Below are 20,362 nucleotides of genomic sequence, written 5' to 3' on the forward strand. Positions count from 1 at the left end.
ACTATTAGAGTTTGGGAGGTTATGTGTCCATCCCGATATGTGAACATTGTGTATGCGATCTACTTATTATTTAAACCTGTTCAATCTGGTTGTTCATCTCTGGAGTTTCCACTTGCAATTCGCCCAATCCACGTACCAGCTTCTTTGCATACGTTTTTTCAGGCTTTAATACAGATACCGGATAATCAATGGCCAGCTGTGGGTCAACGGTATCCCCACAAGTGTAACAATCAATCGCTGCAAAACCTCTCTCAGGATACGTATGAATGGAGAGATGGCTCTCAGACAATAGTACAAGTACGGTTGCTCCCTGTGGGTCAAACTGCTTGGACTGCACGGACATCACTGTCGCGCCACATGCCTCCGCTGCTTCAACCATTTGGGCTTGCAAGTACTCCGCATTGTTCAGTAGATTAAAGTCGACACCCCAAGTATCAACAGCAACGTGTCTTCCGAAAGTTGAATATTCCATCCTTCGGTTCCCCCTTCCTAGGAATAAAATGTTTGAAAAAATTTCATCCGCTAGGACCTACGTCATTCACTTCCCGAGGGAAAAATCTCTCGCAACATATAATGTCCTGAGTGAATCCTGGTTCCTATATTGTTTTCAACGAGATTAAAAATAACATCGAATCAGCGTGAAATCAACCCTTTTCCAGAAGATTGTAAAATAAAAAAAAGTCCCCTGAAACCTCCGCATTGGCACGAGCCACTGTCCGGAAGAAGCAAGGGAATTTAAACTATTCATATACGTGTATAAACATACACTTTCAGGTTAATAAGCTTCAAGCTCAAAAAACCGTCTTTGATAACGTGCAAGGCTCTCATCAATCTGATGAAGCTGTTCAGCAGTCGCATCTTTTCTAGTGTCCAGCAGTGAATCAATCTCGGCATACACACGGTTGATTTCGCGTTCTACATCTCTCGCCTGGAACAGATGTTGCAATTCAAGCAACGTATTTTTGTATTCATAGATCACTCGGGTGTTCTCCCCGGTTGTCTCCACAATTTTACGGACAGTGCCTTGAGCATAAACATACGTCATGGTGAACCCTTTATAGATCCGATGCACAACCCCGTCACCCTTAAACGTCATAAAGAGCTTCCGGACAACGTTGGTCAGATGCAGATTCACCAGGCGGCAAGATAACTCACAGATATAAAATCCTTCTATGCGGTCAAATGGGAAATGAACCTCTTCTCCACTTACATCCCCCAGCATAATCTCCTGACATCCATTGTCCAACACCTTAACCCGATGATGAAGCCTGCCGTCTTCTGTCATGCGCAAAAACTGATGCATCTGGGGTTCTGACAATTTCATAGTCGCCTTAACATATTCTATGGCTAACCGCTGAGCCATACAAATCCCTCAATTCTTTCCCGATTGTTTTGCCTTCCTGCACATGAAGCAGTAATCTCAAAATTCTTCAGGCCGGCAAAGCCGGTATTTTTGGTACTGTTGGCAACATGCACCTATGCTCATTATACACTACCCTAACGCTATTTTTCTCCAGATCCAGATGATGAATTCTCACAAAAACCCATAAAAAACGGGATTAATCTTAATCTCATCAACGTTTCAATTTGCATGCTTCCATTCGCTCACTAAAACAGTATTCTACCTCGGTTATCCGTTAATTTCGTTGTTTTCTTCCACTTCAGAAACACCCTCTGTATCTAGCACTGGTGCATACTTATCAATGCGAGCATGGCGGGTAATGATGTCCCATAACTCTTCTTTCCCCAATCCCTCTTCGGATGAAAACGGTACAAACAAATCCCCTGAACGAAGACCCAGTGATTCCTTGATGACTTTGATATGTTTGGCTCTGCGTGTTTTGGGAATCTTGTCCATCTTGGTTGCAACCACAACCAAAGGCAATCCGTTATGACGAAGCCATTCATTCATCATCTTGTCTTCCTTAGATGGCTCATGTCTCATATCCACCATCTGCATAACCAGTTTCAATTCCTCGCGTCCGAGCAGGTATTTCTCCATCATTTTACCCCAGGCAAAGCGCTGCTCTTTAGAAACTTTAGCGTAACCATATCCCGGGAAATCGACGAAGTAGAGATCCTGATTAATTTTATAATAGTTCAGCTGCTGTGTTTTACCTGGTGTTGCACTCGTCCGAGCAAGATTTTTACGATTGATCAAACGGTTGATCAGGGAAGATTTTCCCACATTGGAGCGTCCCGCCAACGCAATCTCTGGCAGACCATCCTCGGGGTATTGTTCAGGCCGAACGGCACTGATAATAAATTCAGATTGATTTACTTTCATATTGTATCTTTCCTCTCTTGAACGCCTTTGCTATGCATAACAGTTGAAGTTATTATGCCATGGATTGTTCTATCATACCAAAAAAACCGTTCCAGCGGACGCCGAAGCCTCCGCAGAACGGTCTACTCTTCATACGAACCTTTCGGATACATGGATTACAGGTGAATTCCCGCCTGCTCAACAAGCGCATGCTGCAATACCTGATCCATGTGGGCTACAGGGACAAACTCCACATCTTCCTTGATGCTGTCTGGAATGTCACGCAGGTCCCGTTCGTTATCCTTGGGCAATAATATTTTTTTATAGCCTGCACGATGGGCTGCCAGTGATTTCTCTTTCAAACCACCAATTGGCAATACACGTCCACGCAATGTTATTTCACCAGTCATCGCGATATCCTTGGACACATGTTTGTTCGTCAGAGCTGAGATTAACGCTGTCGCCATCGTAATCCCGGCAGATGGACCATCCTTCGGAATCGCTCCTTCCGGAACGTGAATGTGGATATCGTTCTTCTCATGGAAATCAGGCGCGATCCCAAGCTGTGTAGCTTTGGAACGAGTGTAACTGAATGCGGCTTGTGCCGATTCCTTCATGACATCCCCCAGTTTACCCGTCAGAGTCAATTTACCCGTACCAGGCACAACTGTCACTTCAATGACAAGGGTATCTCCGCCCACTTCAGTCCATGCCAGACCCGTTACGGTACCAATCTGATCTTCCAGTTCGGCCATGCCATAACGGAACTTGCCCGGTCCAAGGTAGTCTTTAATCTCATCTGATGAAATGCTAATCTGGCCCTCTACACCAGATACGATATTCTTGGCAGCTTTCCGGCACAACGAAGCCATTTGTTGTTCCAGATTACGTACACCTGACTCCCGTGTATATTCACGAATGACACGCAACAGCGCGTCATCGGGAATTTCCAGTTGCTCTTCTTCCAGACCATGGTCCTGCTTCTGTTTGGGCAACAAATAGTTTTTCGCAATTTGCAGCTTCTCCAGCTCTGTGTAACCAGGGATGTTGAGCATTTCCATCCGATCCAGCAATGGACGCGGAATATTGTGTACCGTGTTGGCAGTTGTTATAAACATAACGTTGGATAAGTCAAACGGCAATTCTACAAAGTGATCACTAAACGTATTATTCTGTTCCGGATCAAGGACTTCAAGTAACGCTGCGGAAGGGTCTCCGCGGAAATCTGAAGCCATCTTATCAATCTCGTCGAGCAGGAATACCGGATTAAGCGAACCCGCCGTTTTCATACCTTGAATGATACGACCAGGCATGGCTCCTACATAGGTGCGTCGGTGTCCACGAATCTCTGCTTCATCTCGCACGCCGCCAAGAGAGATTCTTACAAACTCCCGCCCCAGCGATCTCGCGATCGAACGGGCAAGGGATGTTTTACCGACCCCTGGAGGTCCAACCAGACAGAGAATAGGCCCTTTGAGCTTCTTGACAAGCTTCTGGACAGCCAGATATTCAAGCACACGTTCTTTTGGCTTTTCCAACCCGTAATGATCTGCATTGAGCACATCCTCGGCTTTTTGAATATCCAGGTCATCTGCTGTCATCTGGCTCCAAGGAAGGCCGAGTAGCCAATCCACGTAGTTGCGGATGACTCCGCCCTCAGCTGAACTTGCAGGCATCTTCTCCAGTCGATCAATTTCTTTCTCGACCTTTTCTTTCACCTTGTCCGGCAAGCCGAGTTCTTCCATCTGAGTGCGAAGTTCCTCGACCTCACCTGCACGGCCTTCTTTTTCACCCAGTTCTTTCTGGATCGCTTTCATCTGCTCGCGCAGATAATATTCCTTTTGCGTTTTCTCCATCTGTTTCTTCACACGTTGACTGATCTTGCGTTCAAGCTCCAGCACTTCGCGCTCGTTGTTCAGGATATCCAGCAATTTCTCCAGACGTTCCCGAACGTCGATGGTCTCCAGAATTTCCTGTTTATCCTTGATCTTCAAGGACAGATGACTTGTGATCACATCGGCCAGTCGCCCTGGTTCTTCGATGTCAGACACCGCTGCGAGTGTCTCTGGTGTCACTTTTTTGGACAGATTAATATAATTCTCGAACTGGTTCAGAACAGTACGCATCAAGGCATCCGTCTCCGGATGGGTATTCTCCTCTTCAGGCAGCTCTTTGGCCAGTACTTCATAATATTCCTCGTTGTCCGTATATTCAATAATTTCAGCCCGTTCCAAGCCTTCCACGAGTACACGAATCGTACCGTTCGGAAGCTTCAGCATCTGTCTGACCTTGGCTACGGTTCCGATTCTGAAAATGTCCTCTTGTGTTGGTTCTTCAATATTTACTTCGGCTTGGGAACATAGGAGAATCAGATGTTCTTCTACCATCGCTTTTTCTAAAGCCTTGACCGATTTCTCCCGGCCCACATCGAGATGCAGTACCATACTCGGGTAGACGAGAAGTCCTCTTAAAGGCAGTAAAGGAAAACGACGACCTTTCGCTTTGCTCGGTCCCATCGCTTTCGCACCTCCAATGGCTCTCAGGTTGTAGTCATTCATTATTCTATCAAATGTTCACATAAAAAACCAATGAAGGGAAGCGCTTAGCAGCTTCCCGAATCTGTAACCTGTCCTGGACGAGGCACGTCAGCACGCAAATAGGAAGCGGATGCCGGTGGAAAAATCTCCGGTGCAGGTGCAACTGCCTCCTCTGTAAGCTTCGTCTGTTCCATCTGTTGTGATTCCGGAACCCAGGCGAACACTTCACGGAATACGTCCTGTACCGTATCTACCGGAATAACGCGCAAGCCATCCAGATTCTCGAAAATGGACTGCCAGTTCTCCGCGGGAATAATAACCGTCTTTGCTCCCGCCTGAAAAGCAGCCTCCACCTTGGCCAGCACGCCACCAATGGGCTTCACCCGACCATGAATACTGATCTCGCCAGTCATCGCTGTCTCATGATCCACAGGGCGTCCCTGAATGGCTGATGTAATGGCAGTCGCCATGGCAATCCCGGCTGATGGACCATCAATAGGCGTCCCACCTGGGAAATTCACGTGTAAATCATAATCATTCGGACGAATACCCATGGCTTTTAATACGGTTAACACATTTTCAACCGAGCCTTTAGCCATACTTTTTCGCCGGAGTGTACGCGAACCGCCTCCAATCTCTTCTTCATCCACAACGCCTGTAATGTTGATTCGGCCTTGATCTTTAAGAGCCGGAACAGCAGACACTTCGATTTCTAAAATGGTTCCCATATTCGGTCCATATACCGCCAAGCCGTTCACAAACCCCACCTGCGGCTGTGAGGGGACCTTCCGGTCAGGCCGTGGCTGAATCTGGCTGCTACCAGCCACCCACTCCACATCGGACGCCTGAAGCGTCTCACGCTTCTCTGTCAGCGCAAGTCCAGCAGCCAGCTGGATGATATTGACCGCTTCACGTCCATTGGTTGCATATCGCTTGACCACATCAACAGCATCCGGACATGGACTGAATCCTATTTTCTGAACAGCATCTTCTGCAATTCGTCCAATCTCCTCAGGCAACAAAGGCCGGAAATAAACTTCCATGCAGCGCGAACGCAAAGCTGGTGGCAGTTCATGCGGCGAACGTGTCGTTGCCCCAACAAGGCGGAAGTCGGCTGGCAAACCATTTTGAAAAATATCGTGGATATAAGCAGGAGTATGCGTGTCTTCCGAGTTATAGTACGCACTTTCCAAAAACACCTTGCGATCTTCCAACACTTTCAACAGCTTATTCATCTGGATGGAATGCAATTCACCAATTTCATCAATAAAAAGCATGCCTCCATGCGCTTTCGTTACAGCCCCCGGTTTAGGTTGAGGAATACCTGCAACGCCCATGGCTCCTGCTCCCTGATATATCGGATCATGAACCGAACCAATTAGAGGGTCAGCAATACCACGTTCATCAAAACGGGCTGTTGTTGCATCCAGCTCGGTGAATTTCGCGTCTGGTTTGAAAGGAGAAGATGGATTCTTCTTCGCTTCTTCCAGCACAACCCTTGCGGCAGCTGTCTTTCCGACTCCGGGAGGGCCATAAATGATAACATGTTGCGGATTGGCACTGCATAGGGCAGCTTTAAGGGCACGCAGCCCGTCTTTTTGTCCAACAATATCGTTAATGGTCGCGGGACGCGTCTTCTCCGACAACGGCTTGGTGAGTGAGATTGAACGCAGCTTGCGCAGCTTCTCCAGTTCCTTGCGAGATTCTCGCTCAACAGCACTACGGTTTGTTTTCTGGCCACGCAGCAGGTTCCAGAAATACAAACCAATCACCACTCCAAAAAATAACTGAATCAACATGATGACCATACCAAATTCCATGTCTTCACATCCTCCTATTTTGTCGCTATTCTCATATGAGATCGTGCTAATACTTGGTAGTATAGCCTTTTCAGCGAGACGTAAACGGGCGATGAGGAATTTGTATGTGAGAATATAAAAAGCCCGCCATCGCAGGCGAGCTTTTGTTGTAACCAGATATGAATCAATCAGTGCGAACGACCAGGAATAACACCTGTCTCTTCATAGGCTTCGACGATTTTATCAATCTCTTTTTTTAATTCTTCAACCATAATTTCTTCAGGGACTTTACGGATCATCTTGCCGTGACGGAACAAGAGACCTTCTCCACGAGCACCGGCAATCCCGATATCCGCTTCTTTTGCCTCACCTGGACCATTCACTGCACAACCCAACACGGATACTTTAATCGGCACCTTCAGTTTGGAGATGTACTCTTCCACTTCGTTGGCAATGGAGAACAGATCGATATCCAAACGTCCACACGTTGGGCAAGAGATCAATGTGGCTGCATTCGTAATGAGTCCAAATGTTTTGAGCAGATCACGAGCGACCTTGATTTCTTCTACAGGGTCCGCACTCAGCGAGATCCGCATTGTAGATCCAATACCCATGGACAACAAGGCTCCCATACCTGCAGAGCTTTTGATCGTACCGGAGAAGAGTGTACCTGCTTCGGTAATCCCGAGATGCAACGGATACGGAATGATCTGAGCTGCTTTGGTATATGCCTCAATGGCCATCGGCACATCCGATGCTTTGAGAGACACGATGATATCGTGGAAATCAAGTTCTTCCAGAATACCAATGTGATACAATGCACTTTCTACCATAGCATCCGCTGTAGGATACCCGTACTTCTCAAGAAGATGATTTTCCAGAGACCCCGCATTTACCCCGATCCGAATTGGGATACCACGCTCTTTACAGGCCTTAACGACTTCTTCCACTTTGGAACGTTTACCGATATTACCTGGATTAATCCGTACTTTATCAATGCCGTTCTCAATTGCAAGTAAAGCCAACTTATAGTTGAAATGAATGTCCGCTACGAGCGGTATATTAATGCGTTTTTTGATTTCCTTGATGGCTGCGGCAGCTTCCTCATTATTCACCGTGACACGTACCACTTGACAGCCCGCTTCTTCCAGTCGCAGAATCTCTGCAACCGTTGCCTCAACGTCTGCTGTTTTGGTTGTACACATACTTTGAATAATCACTTCGTTACTACCACCGATCGTTACGTTTCCCACTTTTACGGGACGTGTATCCTGTCTTAAATACATGAGTGATTTCTCTCCCCACAACGTCAAAGCTCCACCCTGACAGAGACATGAATTCGCCTTCTGCCAAAGTGGAGAACTGACAAGTCTATATTTCAGAGTTCAACGGGATTCAGACCTATTAGGCGCTTTCTTCCTGCTTATCGTCCTTTGATTGGCTTAGTTCAGGCACGACTCTTTTCTCAACCACTTCTTCAGTAATGACACAATTCGTAACATCTTCACGTGAAGGCACTTCATACATGATTTCAAGCATGATTCCTTCTATGATGGCACGTAATCCACGTGCACCCGTGTTACGTTTGATCGCTTCTTTTGCAATCGCGAGCAATGCAGCTGGTTCAAATACCAGGTTCACATTATCCAGCTCAAGCAGTTTTTGATACTGTTTCGTAAGCGCGTTTTTCGGTTCGGAAAGAATCCGTACCAATGTATCTTCATCCAGCGGCTCCAAAGTGGAGATGACTGGCAGACGGCCTACAAACTCCGGAATCAGACCAAATTTCAGCAAATCTTCCGGCAATACCATACCCAGGTATTCACCTGGTTTCAGATCTTTTTGCTCAGAAACGGTATTGAAGCCAATGACTTTTTTACCGATCCGGCGTTTGATCATTTGCTCCAGACCATCAAAGGCACCGCCGCAAATGAACAGGATGTTTGTTGTATCGATCTGAATGAATTCTTGATGAGGATGTTTACGGCCACCTTGTGGTGGTACAGAAGCAACAGTTCCTTCAAGAATTTTCAAGAGAGCCTGTTGCACACCTTCGCCCGACACATCACGAGTAATGGATGGGTTTTCGGATTTACGCGCTACTTTATCAATCTCATCGATATAAATAATGCCACGCTCTGCTTTTTCCACATCATAATCAGCAGCTTGAATTAGTTTGAGCAGGATGTTCTCTACATCCTCACCCACATAACCTGCTTCTGTTAATGACGTAGCATCCGCAATCGCAAAAGGAACATTTAGAATTTTTGCCATCGTTTGCGCAAGCAACGTTTTACCAGAACCTGTTGGTCCTAACAGCAAAATGTTACTCTTTGACAACTCAACGTCTTCAATCTTGCTTTGTGTGTTGATCCGTTTGTAGTGATTATACACAGCAACAGACAATGATTTTTTCGCTTGTTCCTGTCCAATAACATATTGATCCAGAATATTACGAATTTCTTTTGGTTTTGGAATATCTTTCAGGTCTATTTCTTCATCATGACCGAGTTCTTCCTCAACGATTTCGGTGCAAAGTTCGATACATTCATCACAAATGTACACGCCTGGTCCAGCGACCAGCTTGCGTACCTGCTCCTGAGATTTACCGCAAAAAGAGCATTTCAGTTGCCCTTTCTCATCGTTAAATTTAAACATGAAACCACCCCTTTAGGAATTGATCGGTCTACTGAGCACCTGGTCAATAATGCCGTACGTCTTAGCTTCTTCAGCGCTCATGAAGAAGTCACGGTCTGTATCCCGCTCAATTTTCTCAAGAGACTGACCCGTACGATCGACGTATATTTGATTCAGTTTCTGACGTGTTTTAATAATCCATTCTGCGTGTATCTTAATATCCGCAGCCTGTCCTTGAATGCCGCCAAGCGGCTGATGAATCATAACCTCGCTGTTGGTCAGCGCATATCTTTTGCCAGGTGCACCGGCTGTTAGCAATAACGAGCCCATGCTTGCTGCCATCCCTACGCAAATGGTAGATACATCCGGCTTGATAAATTGCATCGTATCGTATATACCCATCCCTGCGGTGACAGAACCACCAGGTGAGTTAATGTACAAGCTTATATCCTTCTCAGGATCGTCGGCTGCCAAAAACAAAAGCTGTGCTATGACAAGATTGGCTACATCGTCATCAATCGCACTGGTTAGAAAGATAATGCGATCTTTCAGCAAACGTGAATATATATCGTAAGACCGCTCGCCTCGATTGGTTTGTTCTATAACCATTGGCACCAGACTCATGAGACCAACCTCTTTTCTACATGTAATTAGACATAGGCCACCTGTAAAGCAAACCCAAATTCATTCTAACACTTTCCTGTGACAATGTCATTTTTCACAAGAGAGGTCAGACATCCGTTTGTTTACTTTTTTAGCCTGATCATATTTAACCATGTTTTCTATGTATGTGCAAATTGAAGCCATCCTATGCCGTCTTGCCATTTTTTATTTGCATGAACTACATAGGTATGTAAAAAGTGTACACAGATCAATAAAATTAGTGTTCATCCATATAATTACTTCATTTTCTATAAAATGGATGTCATAATTTAAAAATAAGGCACGCAATAGTTCACGTGCCTTATCATTTATTCAACTGACAAGTTGATCACAGCTTGTCTTATTTTTCGTCAGCTTCTGCAACAACTTCTTCAGCTGGAGCTTCATCTGGCTCAACAACTGTGCTGTTCTCAACAAGAACGTCGATTGTTTTACGCAGTTTTACTTCATCGCGAAGGCTGTCCAGGGAACCATTACCTTCGAGGATGCCACGGATCTCTTCAGCAGGACGCTTGTAAGATTCGGCCATTTTCTCGAGTTCTTGATTCACTTCTTCATCAGATACTTCAATGTTTTCCGCTTTACCTACAGCTTCAAGCACCAGGTTGTTGCGAACACGTTTGGAAGCATCTTCTTGCATTTGTCCTCTCAGGTCAGCTTGAGTCTGGCCAGAGAAGCTCAGGAACATTTCAAGGTTCATACCTTGGTTACGCAGACGGTTGTCGAAATCACGCATCATGTTTTGTACTTCGCTGTCAACCATTGCAGCCGGAATGTCCACTTCAGCGTTCTCAGCCACTTTTTCTACAACTGCATTTTCTTGTGCAGCTTTGGCTTCGTCAGCTTTACGGGATTCCAATTGTGTTTTCAGGTCAGCTTTGTACTCTTCAAGTGTGTCGAATTCGCTAACATCTTTAGCAAACTCATCATCCAATGCAGGAAGCTGTTTGCGTTTGATTTCGTGAATTTTCACTTTGAATACCGCTTGTTTGCCAGCAAGTTCTGCTGCATGGTAGCTCTCTGGGAAAGTCACTTCTACGTCTTTGAAGTCACCTGTGGACAGACCCACAACTTGCTCTTCAAATCCAGGAATGAATGTGTTGGAACCCAGTTCCAGGGAATAACGCTCAGCTTGTCCACCTTCGAAAGGTACACCATCAACGGAACCGTCGAAGTCGATTACTGCAACGTCACCGTTAGCAGCGGAACCTTCGTCGATTACAACGAGTTCAGCGTGACGTTGTTGAAGACGCTCAAGTTCTTCAGCAACTTCTGCATCCGTTACTTCACCTTTTGCTACAGCAACTTCGATTCCTTTGTACTCACCAAGAGTCACTTCAGGTTTCACAGTTACTTTCGCTTTGAACTTGAATGTTTGTCCTTTAGCGAATTGTTCAACATCTACGTCAGGACGATCAACCGGGAAAATATCCGTTTGGTCGATTGCTTCTGTATAAGCTTCAGGAAGCAAAATGTCGATTGCTTCTTGATAAAGGCTCTCAACACCAAAACGTGCTTCGAAGATGGAACGTGGTACTTTACCTTTACGGAATCCAGGTACGTTTGCTTGTTTAACCACTTTATTAAAAGCTTTGTCGAGTGCTGCAGTTACACGATCCGCATCCACTTCAACCTCAAGAACCCCAAGGTTCTTCTCTATCTTTTCCCAAGTTGCTTTCATTGTATACTTTCCCCTCCAAAATTCACATGTTCACGTAGGCAATCACGTACAAAATAACCATTTTAGTATAAACAAGATTAGATTCTTTTTCAAGGGGAATCCCTTGATACAGTTTAAGGAAAACGTTTCCGGCCTCGATTAACCGTCCAAACCGGCAGATACAAACTGTTTCATGGATCGATAAGCCTGCTCCAGACGAAAGCGCATCGCGCCTGTCACAGCATACATTGAGCGTGTATTCTCCTCATCATGCGAACCACCCAAACTGTCTGCAACGGTCATATGTAGAGCTGCTGCCCATATATCTGTCATGGAATCATTTTCTTCCAGCATCGATATATAATCGCGGGTTCCATACACCGCCATAACATATTGTATCCACAGTTCCTGGGCAAAATAAAAGAGCGTAGGTTCATGAACCTCCGTCTGATCTGCCACTCGTTCCAGAATCTGAACAATCTGGAGCGGGAATTCCTCTGGTCTAAGAGGCACGGTATCGATTTCGACTTCAACCTGCTCTTCGCCTCTCGTAAACAGGATCATACCTTGAACACCTCGCCGACGCAAGGTTTGTAGCACACGAAATTGAAGCAGAGGATGAAGCGACTTATCTTTTAACCAACTTGTAAGTGCCTCGTCAATCTTCGGTAGATCAAGATAAGCCAGTTGCTCCAAAGCCAGCATCGTCTGTTCAGACAGCGGCTCTTCCATGACTGTGCGAAGCATCTTGTCTGCATAGCCATCATCCTGTTCAAGCTTCATTCGGGCATGATGCCGTGCCATGTCTTCCTCACTGATCTCTTCTGCCTCTTCTCGTTCTTCAAGAATGGCAGGCGAGCTTTCTTCATACTGAGGGAACGCAGCCTGAAGCCATTCGAGCAGGGCACGCCATTCATCGTAGTGGCGCTCTTCCTGTCCCTGACATTGAAGCAAAAAGTGAAGCAGTTTCATCGCTTCACCATACCGTTCATTTTCAAGCATAACTGTCAATTGAATCTGGTAATAGTCCAGCGTCTTAGGAAACAGCACAATATTGTTGTTATGCTCGGTTTCCGGGGTCGTGGATTCCTTAATGGGAGCACCTCCTCTATATCCTGAATCTCCAGTTGGAATTAACCTAAATAGATGTATATATTATATATTAAATGTCGATCTATTTTTGATTTCTCCTGATATTCTAACATAACCTTAAATATAATGAAAAAAACGTTACCGCCGCCAAATATCATATACAAAAAACACTTTAAAATAAAATGCTTGATATTCCTGTATGCATATGATAAAATCAATTTTGCTTGAAAAATTTCATGTCTCAGTAGCTCAGCTGGATAGAGCAACGCCCTTCTAAGGCGTCGGTCGGGGGTTCGAATCCCTCCTGGGACGTATTAAAAAGAAACTTCCTTCGGGAAGTTTCTTTTTGCGTTCTGGGGATGAGAACCCTATGGTTCGTCGGAGCATCTGCTTCGTTAGCACCACTTCGCAGTCTCGACTGCAAGGAGAGTATCCCTCCTGGGACGTATTAAAGAAAACTTCCTTTGGGAAGTTTTCTTTGCGTTCTGGGGATGAGAACCCCTATGGTTCGTCGGAGCATCCGCTTCGTTAGCACCACTTCGCAGTCTCGGCTGCAAGGAGAGTATCCCTCCTGGGACGTATTAAAGAAAACTTCCTTCGGGAAGTTTTTTTGCGTTCTGGGGATGAGAACCCCTATGGTTCGTCGGAGCATCTGCTTCGTTACATGTCTATGTCACTTCATCAAAATGTTTGCATTAGCTCATTCCATGGGTGACCACCATGTCTTAGTATTGATGTTCTAACGAACATAGGACACTTTATATGACTCAAATTTAGCATCATGGAATTCTAACGAATCTTAGAGAGCTTATTTCACCATTCTGGGGGATTAACCCACTTATTTGCACTTAATAGCCTGATTAACGTCGCTGAGGTTCGTTAGAATCTGAACATGGTGTTTTTACCCGTTATAAGAACATCTGGATTCGTTAAATTTTTTCTGGTCCAAGACAGTTAGAGCCTCGCGCTCATGTATGTGTTTTTTCATTTCATTGTTCAATATTGACATAGAATGTTATGCTTGTGGAGTGGATAATGTAACAATCCATACATATTAACCTATTAGGAAACAGGAGATTTTATCAATGTCATCTTCAATGCAGCAGCACTCGTCCATCCATGCCGAGGAAGAACATTCTTCGACATCGAAAAGTTTCGGCCTGTTATTAGCAGGCATTATCGTCATCGCCGCTACCATGAGGTCACCGATTACAGCAACCGGACCTGTAGTGGAGATGATCCGCTCAGATACAGGTATCGGCCACACGATGGCCGGACTTCTAACCTCACTACCTTTGCTCGCCTTTGCAGCAGTCTCTCCTTTTGCACCACGTCTTGCCAAACGGTTTGGACTTGAATCCGCTCTGCTATTGGCTGTCATCATCGTAACCATCGGGGTGACCTTACGCTTGTTGCCTTCCGTTCTCTCCTTATATACAGGAACCGCAATATTGGGATGCGGCATAGCGTTAAGCAACGTGCTCTTGCCAAGTTTGATCAAACGTGATTTTCCATTGAGGGTAGGTATTGTCACCGGATTATACTCTGTATCCATGAATATTTTTGGCGCCATCGCCTCGGGTGTCAGCGTACCTGTAGCCGGAGCTACGTCTATGGGTTGGCGCGCTTCGTTAGGCATGTGGGCCCTGTTGTCCATACTGGCACTCCTCTTGTGGCTCCCCCAGATCGCTGCAGGACGCCAGCGGATGTTATATGTTACCTCCCAGAGCGAAGGGGCACCTGTGCGTCTAAGAACTTCTGGGCTAGCTTGGTCCATTACTTTATTTATGGGTCTGCAATCCCTAATCTTCTATACGACGATTACCTGGCTTCCCGAGGTTCTGGCCGAGCAAGGATTCAGCCCCACCTCAGCAGGATGGATGCTCTCCCTAATGCAGATGGTTAGCGTACCAGCTACCTTTATCGTTCCGATCCTTGCCGGCCGAACGCGAGATCAGCGTCTTCTAACCGCGATTACGTGTTCTTCTTTAATTGTCGGGTATGCGTTATTGTTAAGCGGCATCGGTTCGCTCGTTACCATCGGCGTCACGTTGGCAGGAATAGGTGCCGGAGCTTCATTTGGACTGGTAACCATGTTCTTCGTCCTCCGTACAAAAGATGCCAGACAAGCTGCCAGTCTGTCCGGTATGGCCCAATCTTTCGGATATATGCTGGCAGCAGTGGGACCTCTACTGTTCGGCATGCTTCATGACTGGACAAGAGGATGGACACTTCCGTTGCTGATACAGGTCATTCTGGCCATTGCTTTACTAATCGCAGGGCTTCAAGCCAGTAAAAATCGGATGATCGGTTAGTCATACCATTTATTTATTTATTTATCTATTAAAAAAGAACCAAATGAAACGGCCTCCATCCTATTCATCAGGATGGAGGCCGTTTATGCATGGAACAATTCCTTCATTAATTGAGTCAGCTTTAATGATTATAAACTTACTTCACTTTTACCTTAATCGTGTCTGTGCTGGTAACTCCGGCTGCATTAATTAACTCGGCCCGATACGTATACGTACCCGACGCTTTGCCGGACAGTTTAGTCACAGCACTTTGCGCAAGAGGTGATACCGCACGGAGTTCTTGCGTGTCGATCAACTTATCATTTTCATAGAGACGATACTCTGTAGCGTTGGTTCCCCACCACAGGTTCATGGTCACCTTATAATTGCCATCACCGTCCCAGTTATCCTGAGAAAGAACTGCTTTGCCTGGCGCTGCGTTGGTAACCTGAACAGTCAACGTCTGACTCCGCGTTGTTCCCTTGTCGTTTGTTAGCTCAGCCACGTACGTATATGTGCCATTGGCTTTACCCGTAATCTTCGTCTGAGCAAACTGCGCCCAAGGTGCGTTATAAGTCAACTTTTGCGTATCAACTAGAACCCCGTTCTCATATAACTTGTAGCTAGTCCCGTTCTCGCCCCACCACAGGTTCATGGTAACGATATACGAGCCTTCTGGAAGGCCGTTGCCTACCCAGTTATTGTGGGACAATACAGGCGTACCCGGAGCCTTGGTAGCCGGAGTTTCAGGTTCAGTCTCCACAGCTTCCAATTTCAGGACCGTATTGGCTGTACCCGCAAGCCCCTGTTGGTCTTTTACCGTAAGTTCAACGGCATACTCGCCTGCTTCTAATCCTTCCAAAGGAAGGCTAAAGGTTCCATCAGCTTGTACCTCAAAGACTCCCTCTTTATAAACTGAACCATCCTCTTTACTCACAACATACGTTGCTTCCAGAGAAGCTGCCGGATCAAACGTGATGTCCCATCCGCTGGCAAGCGCAGGAGCAACACGGAAGTACAAATCTTCCACACTACCATTAAGGACAGCAGACTCATCCGCTTTGAACTCCAATGTTTCTGGTGCAGTTACAGCCGGAGCTGTCTTTTTCACCAAAAATGGCGAAGTGTCTTCCTTATAGGTTTTGCCGTCCGTTCCAATAGTAGTGATATCAACGGTGTATAAACCATCCGGAATCTCTGTCACTTCATCCGTTGTGTAATCCGCATATGTGCCGTCCCAGGCAAGATTATATCTTGCGTTAGCATTGAAATTATAATAGTTACCGAAAATGGAGCCGATATAACCATCTTGATAATATCCACCTTCCGGATTAAGACCATCAAAAATCTCAATCAGGGCGAATGTCATCGGATTGTAGAATTCCATCGCTACATTAAGCGTATCCAACGTACCATCAGCCTTCAATGGATAGTGGAAAGGATTTTTTTCAGTGCCTTTTACGGTTTCAATATACTTAACTCCACTCAACGTAACGTTGAAATGAGCAACATATGGCACAGTAAATGTATTGGTTCCGTTCGAGAACTCAATGTATCCTTGTGCTTCTGTAGTCGCAGTAACCCCTCGTGGAACGGTAATTGTCACTGCAAGCTCTTCTTCACCATTCAGTGTGAAGGAACTCTTGTCTACCGCAACGGATACACCAGCAACATTACGAGTTGGATTCACATTTACGGTGTAATCCCCTCCACTGCCATTCCGTGCTTCAACTTTAATCGTTTTGGTAATCGTCTTTTCATCTGTGCTCAGGAAATTACCGTAGTTGATGCTTCCGGTGATATTCTCCTTATCAACAACAGCGCCACTTTCAGTGTATTGAGTTACATCAAGCACTTTGACAAAAGCAGCAGGATCAATAGTATTCACAGCCTGAATACGGCCAGCACCTTGATCAAATACATCAAACTTCGTCGTATCCAGCACTTTACTATTGTTCATAAGCGCAACTTTGATATCAAATGGCGTCCATTCCGGATGCTTCTCGATCAGCAGCGCAATCAAACCTGCTACATGAGGTGTAGCCATACTTGTACCTGATTTACGATCATACGCCTGTGCGTAATCTGCATCTGGCTCATCCTTGCCGTAGGCAGGAATCGTAGACAGAATGCTTGTACCTGGTGCAACAATATCCGGTTTGATGTCCAGTGTTACCTTGGCAGGTCCTCGTGAACTGGATGAATTCATTTCATCACCCGGCGTTTGGCTGCGTTCAAAATCACTAAAGCTCACTTCAACGGCTTGTCCTCCGTCCAACTCAGCCTTGATCACTTCTCCATCTTCTTTGGACATGCTCAGTGTCGGAATGAGTTCAAAGTTATCCCCCAGACTTACACCGATTGGACCTGGAATGTTGTTATATACAATAACAGCCACGGCTCCAGCCGCTTTGGCATTGGCGATTTTCTCTACAAATGCGAGTTCACCACGCTGTATTAATGCCACTTTGCCTGTAAAATCCTTACCTTCAAAATCAGTAGGTTTGCCCAGTGCTGCAAACTCCAGCTCATATTTCCCTGTCAAAACAGTTTCAGGATCTGCTGACAAGCTCCATCCCATCAGATCCAGACGGTAAACCGACTCTGTAACAGCCAGTGGAGCTTCAGTTGGAGCAACTACAGGCTCTTCTTCCACAGGAGCAGCTTCAGGAGAAGCTTCTACCGGTGCAGAAGGTAAAGCAGATGACGTATTTTCTTCAGTTGTAGCTTCTTCTACGTTCGGAATTGCAGCTTCGTCAGAAACTACATCTTCTACTCCTGCTTCACTATCTTCAGTAGTAGTTGCAACTACACCTTGCTCCGAACCTTCAGGCTCTTCTGTTCCAGGTGCCGTCCCCAGTTCAGGGGATGGTTCAACCTCTGGCACCGGTTGTTGCTCAGGTTGTGCCTCTTCGCCTTCCTCACCAATCCAGAAGTGAGTATCCGCTGTAATAAGCTGGCTAGGGCCTGTGGAGTTGCCTACCGTGATGGCCATGGCAGATGCCCCCGGAGAACCAAGTGTATACCGGTTGGGTCCGTCATTGCCACTGGCAACTACTGCTGTCACACCAGACAGCATCGCATTATTCAGGGCTACCGAGGTAATATAACTTGGATCGTTAGCGGCATTCCCCAAAGAGAGATTAATTATATCCATGCCATCTTCAACGGAACGATCAATTCCGCCGAGCACCCATGAGGTTTGACCACTACCATACGGCCCAAGTACACGGTATGCATAGATATCTGCTTCAGGAGCAACGCCAACAATCCCGTAATCCCCTGCTTCACGAGCAGCAATGGTACCGGCTACGTGCGTACCGTGGGATGTGTAAAAGGCACTTCCCCTTTCGTTAAACTCAGGTTCCCCTGAACTTTTCCATTCTTGATATGTCGCTTCATACGGATCATTGTCGTTTCCAACAAAGTCCCATCCACCTTTGTAAGCTTCCTGCAAATTAGGATGCTCATAGTCAATCCCTGTATCGATGACACCCACTTTGATGCCATTTCCTTTGTAACCCAAATCCCATACTTCAGGTGCACCAATAAAAGGCGCTGTGTCTTTCATGTACGGGTTCACTTCATCTGTCTCAGGCGCTATGGTAACTTCAAGGTCAGGATATACGCTGACCACACCAGGTATTTGAAGCAATTGTCCCACTTGGTTTCCTTTAAGCTCAATCGCTACACCATTTAGGGCATATGCATATTCTTCCAGTACTTCATGTTTGATTTTCTTCTGAGTGAGGCTATGTACAAATGACTGTTGTTGTTGCTCAACTTGAGTCACAGCCTTTGTTTCCATAGAGGAGGTAAAAGATTTTCCAGAGAGGGTTGATTCACCTTGCGCTACAGCAACAGGTTTATTGGAAAGCTCAACGATTACTCGGGTGTTCTCTCCACCCAGGCCTTCCAAGCTTTTATCCAAAAATGGATCTGCGGCAAGTTTTGCCTCTCGCCCTGCAAGAATCTCTCTCCATTGTTTCGCTTCGGCTGTACTTGGTATGTTCTCAAGCTGAATTGCTGAATCTGCGGGAGCGGCTCCAGCCGTGGGGAGAATAATGGAAAAGACCATCAGAACACTTAATAACGTAGATATCAATCGTTTACTCAAGGCTTAGCCCCTCCTTTTAATGTAACTACCTCACCAAATGATGGGTTCCTGCTGTTTGTGCGTACTGCAATACACACTCCAATTTCACCACCTATCTGCAAGAAGATTGACCCATGGTAAATTATTCTATCAAAATACCACATTTTCCTTCTAAATACTTACAAATATGATATAGAAATTACTTATATGGGTCTTGAGTATGATAAAAATATCCATTTGTAATTATTTGTCGTTTGAATATTTCATTTTTAAAATAAGGCAGAAAAAAAAGACCAAGAGCCTCTTTATCCGAAAGAGATTCCTGGTATATAGGGGAAGCGTGGTTAGCATACAAGGCATCTAAATAATTCGTTTAACATCGATAAAAATTGATACATATCACAAAATCCTACTTATTCCGGCTTCACGGCTTCAATACGCAGACGCTTGTAATCTGCATACAAAGCATCATCCTTCCAAAGTTTAGGCATCACGATCCGACTGGTTTCATGGCATATTTGTTGTATCTCATCATGACTGAGACCTGCAAAATAGTCGCCGCCAAAATGAGCCAACCAGCCTACTATACCCTGCTCACCATCTGCCAGTCTGGTAGGACGCTCATAGTGATAGGCATGACGCACCAGAAATCCGCGTTGTTCTAAAATATGGCTATATTCTCCGATCGAAGGAAAATACCAAGGATTGCGTTCTGAAGCACGAATACCCGTGTTTCGCCCCACAACCTCCTCTAATGCATTCACAATGGTCTGCACGTTCCCTTTACCACCGAATTCTGCGACAAAACGCCCTGCGGGCTTCAGTGACTTCCATATGCTATCCACCACTAATTGCGGGCTTCGCATCCAGTGCAGGGCTGCATTGGAGAAGACGGCATCATATAGTCTATTCGTCTCAAATTGATGGCCGTCTCCTTCCACAAATTCAATTTCAGGGAATTTCTCCCTCGCACGGAGAATCATGTCGGGCGAAGCATCCATACCAATAACTTCAGCTTCGGTCAGAGAAATTTCATACGTCAAATCTCCCGTCCCGCAACCCAGATCAAGAATGTATTCCCCTTTTTGGGGTTGAAGCCAAGAGATCAGGTTTTTGCCATATCCGGACACAAAAGCCAGTTTGTTGTCATACGCCTCTGCTTGCCATTGATTTAAAGATTTCATGGATGCCACCGTCGCTTTCGTTATGATATCCTCATTGTGGCATAGAATTGTTTATTCTTTAAATATATAAATTCTATATTACTTATAGGTATAACCAATAAAACACTCTTCCCTTGAACGCAAAAAAACTTCCC

13 protein-coding genes and 1 tRNA gene are annotated in these 20,362 nt (G+C 45.6%); 2 read left to right on the forward strand and 12 right to left on the reverse strand.

The annotated features are described in order from the left end of the window. Positions 1–70: 70 nt before the first annotated feature. The 10 genes from speD to MHH93_RS21495 form a co-directional block, all read right to left on the reverse strand. The gene (gene speD, locus MHH93_RS21450; protein ID WP_500055673.1) at positions 71–472 is read right to left on the reverse strand and encodes an adenosylmethionine decarboxylase; all 402 of its coding nucleotides are present in this window, start codon (positions 470–472) and stop codon (positions 71–73) included. 303 nt (positions 473–775) lie between these two features. Continuing rightward, complete coding sequence (locus MHH93_RS21455; protein ID WP_500055674.1) at positions 776–1,363, reverse strand: non-ribosomal peptide synthetase module; 588 nt, start codon at positions 1,361–1,363, stop codon at positions 776–778. Between the two features lie 267 nt (positions 1,364–1,630). After that, a complete protein-coding gene (gene yihA / locus MHH93_RS21460) occupies positions 1,631–2,287 on the reverse strand; it encodes a ribosome biogenesis GTP-binding protein YihA/YsxC (RefSeq protein ID WP_500055675.1) in 657 nt (218 codons plus the stop codon). Between the two features lie 155 nt (positions 2,288–2,442). After that, positions 2,443–4,782, reverse strand: a complete 2,340-nt coding sequence (gene lon, locus MHH93_RS21465) for an endopeptidase La (RefSeq protein WP_500055676.1) — start codon at positions 4,780–4,782, stop codon at positions 2,443–2,445. An 86-nt stretch (positions 4,783–4,868) separates the two neighbouring features. Next, positions 4,869–6,623 carry an ATP-dependent protease LonB gene (gene lonB, locus MHH93_RS21470; RefSeq protein ID WP_500055677.1) on the reverse strand — a complete coding sequence of 585 codons (1,755 nt, stop codon included), beginning with the start codon at positions 6,621–6,623 and terminating at the stop codon, positions 4,869–4,871. Between the two features lie 167 nt (positions 6,624–6,790). Beyond that, positions 6,791–7,888 carry a flavodoxin-dependent (E)-4-hydroxy-3-methylbut-2-enyl-diphosphate synthase gene (gene ispG / locus MHH93_RS21475; RefSeq protein ID WP_339237119.1) on the reverse strand — a complete coding sequence of 366 codons (1,098 nt, stop codon included), beginning with the start codon at positions 7,886–7,888 and terminating at the stop codon, positions 6,791–6,793. A 118-nt stretch (positions 7,889–8,006) separates the two neighbouring features. Then, positions 8,007–9,260: an ATP-dependent protease ATP-binding subunit ClpX gene (gene clpX / locus MHH93_RS21480; RefSeq protein WP_253440333.1), complete on the reverse strand. Its 1,254-nt coding sequence runs from the start codon at positions 9,258–9,260 to the stop codon at positions 8,007–8,009. A 12-nt stretch (positions 9,261–9,272) separates the two neighbouring features. Then, positions 9,273–9,863, reverse strand: a complete 591-nt coding sequence (gene clpP / locus MHH93_RS21485) for an ATP-dependent Clp endopeptidase proteolytic subunit ClpP (RefSeq protein WP_076216932.1) — start codon at positions 9,861–9,863, stop codon at positions 9,273–9,275. A gap of 379 nt (positions 9,864–10,242) precedes the next feature. Continuing rightward, on the reverse strand, positions 10,243–11,583 hold the full coding sequence (gene tig, locus MHH93_RS21490; RefSeq protein WP_500055678.1) for a trigger factor: 1,341 nt from the start codon (positions 11,581–11,583) through the stop codon (positions 10,243–10,245). A 138-nt stretch (positions 11,584–11,721) separates the two neighbouring features. Then, positions 11,722–12,657, reverse strand: coding sequence for a hypothetical protein (locus MHH93_RS21495; RefSeq protein ID WP_500055765.1), 936 nt, complete (start codon positions 12,655–12,657; stop codon positions 11,722–11,724). Positions 12,658–12,892: 235 nt separating this feature from the next. Here MHH93_RS21495 and MHH93_RS21500 point away from each other — a divergent pair. Next, positions 12,893–12,966 (forward strand) — tRNA-Arg (locus MHH93_RS21500). 773 nt (positions 12,967–13,739) lie between these two features. Continuing rightward, positions 13,740–14,969 (forward strand): CynX/NimT family MFS transporter, encoded by a 1,230-nt coding sequence (locus MHH93_RS21505; protein WP_500055679.1) that lies wholly within the window; start codon positions 13,740–13,742, stop codon positions 14,967–14,969. A gap of 136 nt (positions 14,970–15,105) precedes the next feature. Here the strand turns inward: MHH93_RS21505 and MHH93_RS21510 are convergent, their stop codons facing one another. After that, positions 15,106–19,065, reverse strand: coding sequence for a S8 family serine peptidase (locus tag MHH93_RS21510; protein WP_500055680.1), 3,960 nt, complete (start codon positions 19,063–19,065; stop codon positions 15,106–15,108). A 392-nt stretch (positions 19,066–19,457) separates the two neighbouring features. After that, positions 19,458–20,228 (reverse strand): class I SAM-dependent methyltransferase, encoded by a 771-nt coding sequence (locus MHH93_RS21515; protein WP_500055681.1) that lies wholly within the window; start codon positions 20,226–20,228, stop codon positions 19,458–19,460. Positions 20,229–20,362 lie beyond the last annotated feature (134 nt).

Source organism: Priestia sp. FSL H7-0729, from assembly GCF_038005685.1.
Classification (GTDB): domain Bacteria; phylum Bacillota; class Bacilli; order Paenibacillales; family Paenibacillaceae; genus Paenibacillus.

Bases quoted from the DNA above. Each gene is read 5' to 3' on its own strand.
- speD (WP_500055673.1), bottom strand. From the start codon at position 472: ATGGAATATTCAACTTTCGGAAGACACGTTGCTGTTGATACTTGGGGT.
- MHH93_RS21455 (WP_500055674.1), bottom strand. From the start codon at position 1,363: ATGGCTCAGCGGTTAGCCATAGAATATGTTAAGGCGACTATGAAATTG.
- yihA (WP_500055675.1), bottom strand. From the start codon at position 2,287: ATGAAAGTAAATCAATCTGAATTTATTATCAGTGCCGTTCGGCCTGAA.
- lon (WP_500055676.1), bottom strand. From the start codon at position 4,782: ATGGGACCGAGCAAAGCGAAAGGTCGTCGTTTTCCTTTACTGCCTTTA.
- lonB (WP_500055677.1), bottom strand. From the start codon at position 6,623: ATGGAATTTGGTATGGTCATCATGTTGATTCAGTTATTTTTTGGAGTG.
- ispG (WP_339237119.1), bottom strand. From the start codon at position 7,888: ATGTATTTAAGACAGGATACACGTCCCGTAAAAGTGGGAAACGTAACG.
- clpX (WP_253440333.1), bottom strand. From the start codon at position 9,260: ATGTTTAAATTTAACGATGAGAAAGGGCAACTGAAATGCTCTTTTTGC.
- clpP (WP_076216932.1), bottom strand. From the start codon at position 9,863: ATGAGTCTGGTGCCAATGGTTATAGAACAAACCAATCGAGGCGAGCGG.
- tig (WP_500055678.1), bottom strand. From the start codon at position 11,583: ATGAAAGCAACTTGGGAAAAGATAGAGAAGAACCTTGGGGTTCTTGAG.
- MHH93_RS21505 (WP_500055679.1), top strand. From the start codon at position 13,740: ATGTCATCTTCAATGCAGCAGCACTCGTCCATCCATGCCGAGGAAGAA.
- MHH93_RS21515 (WP_500055681.1), bottom strand. From the start codon at position 20,228: ATGAAATCTTTAAATCAATGGCAAGCAGAGGCGTATGACAACAAACTG.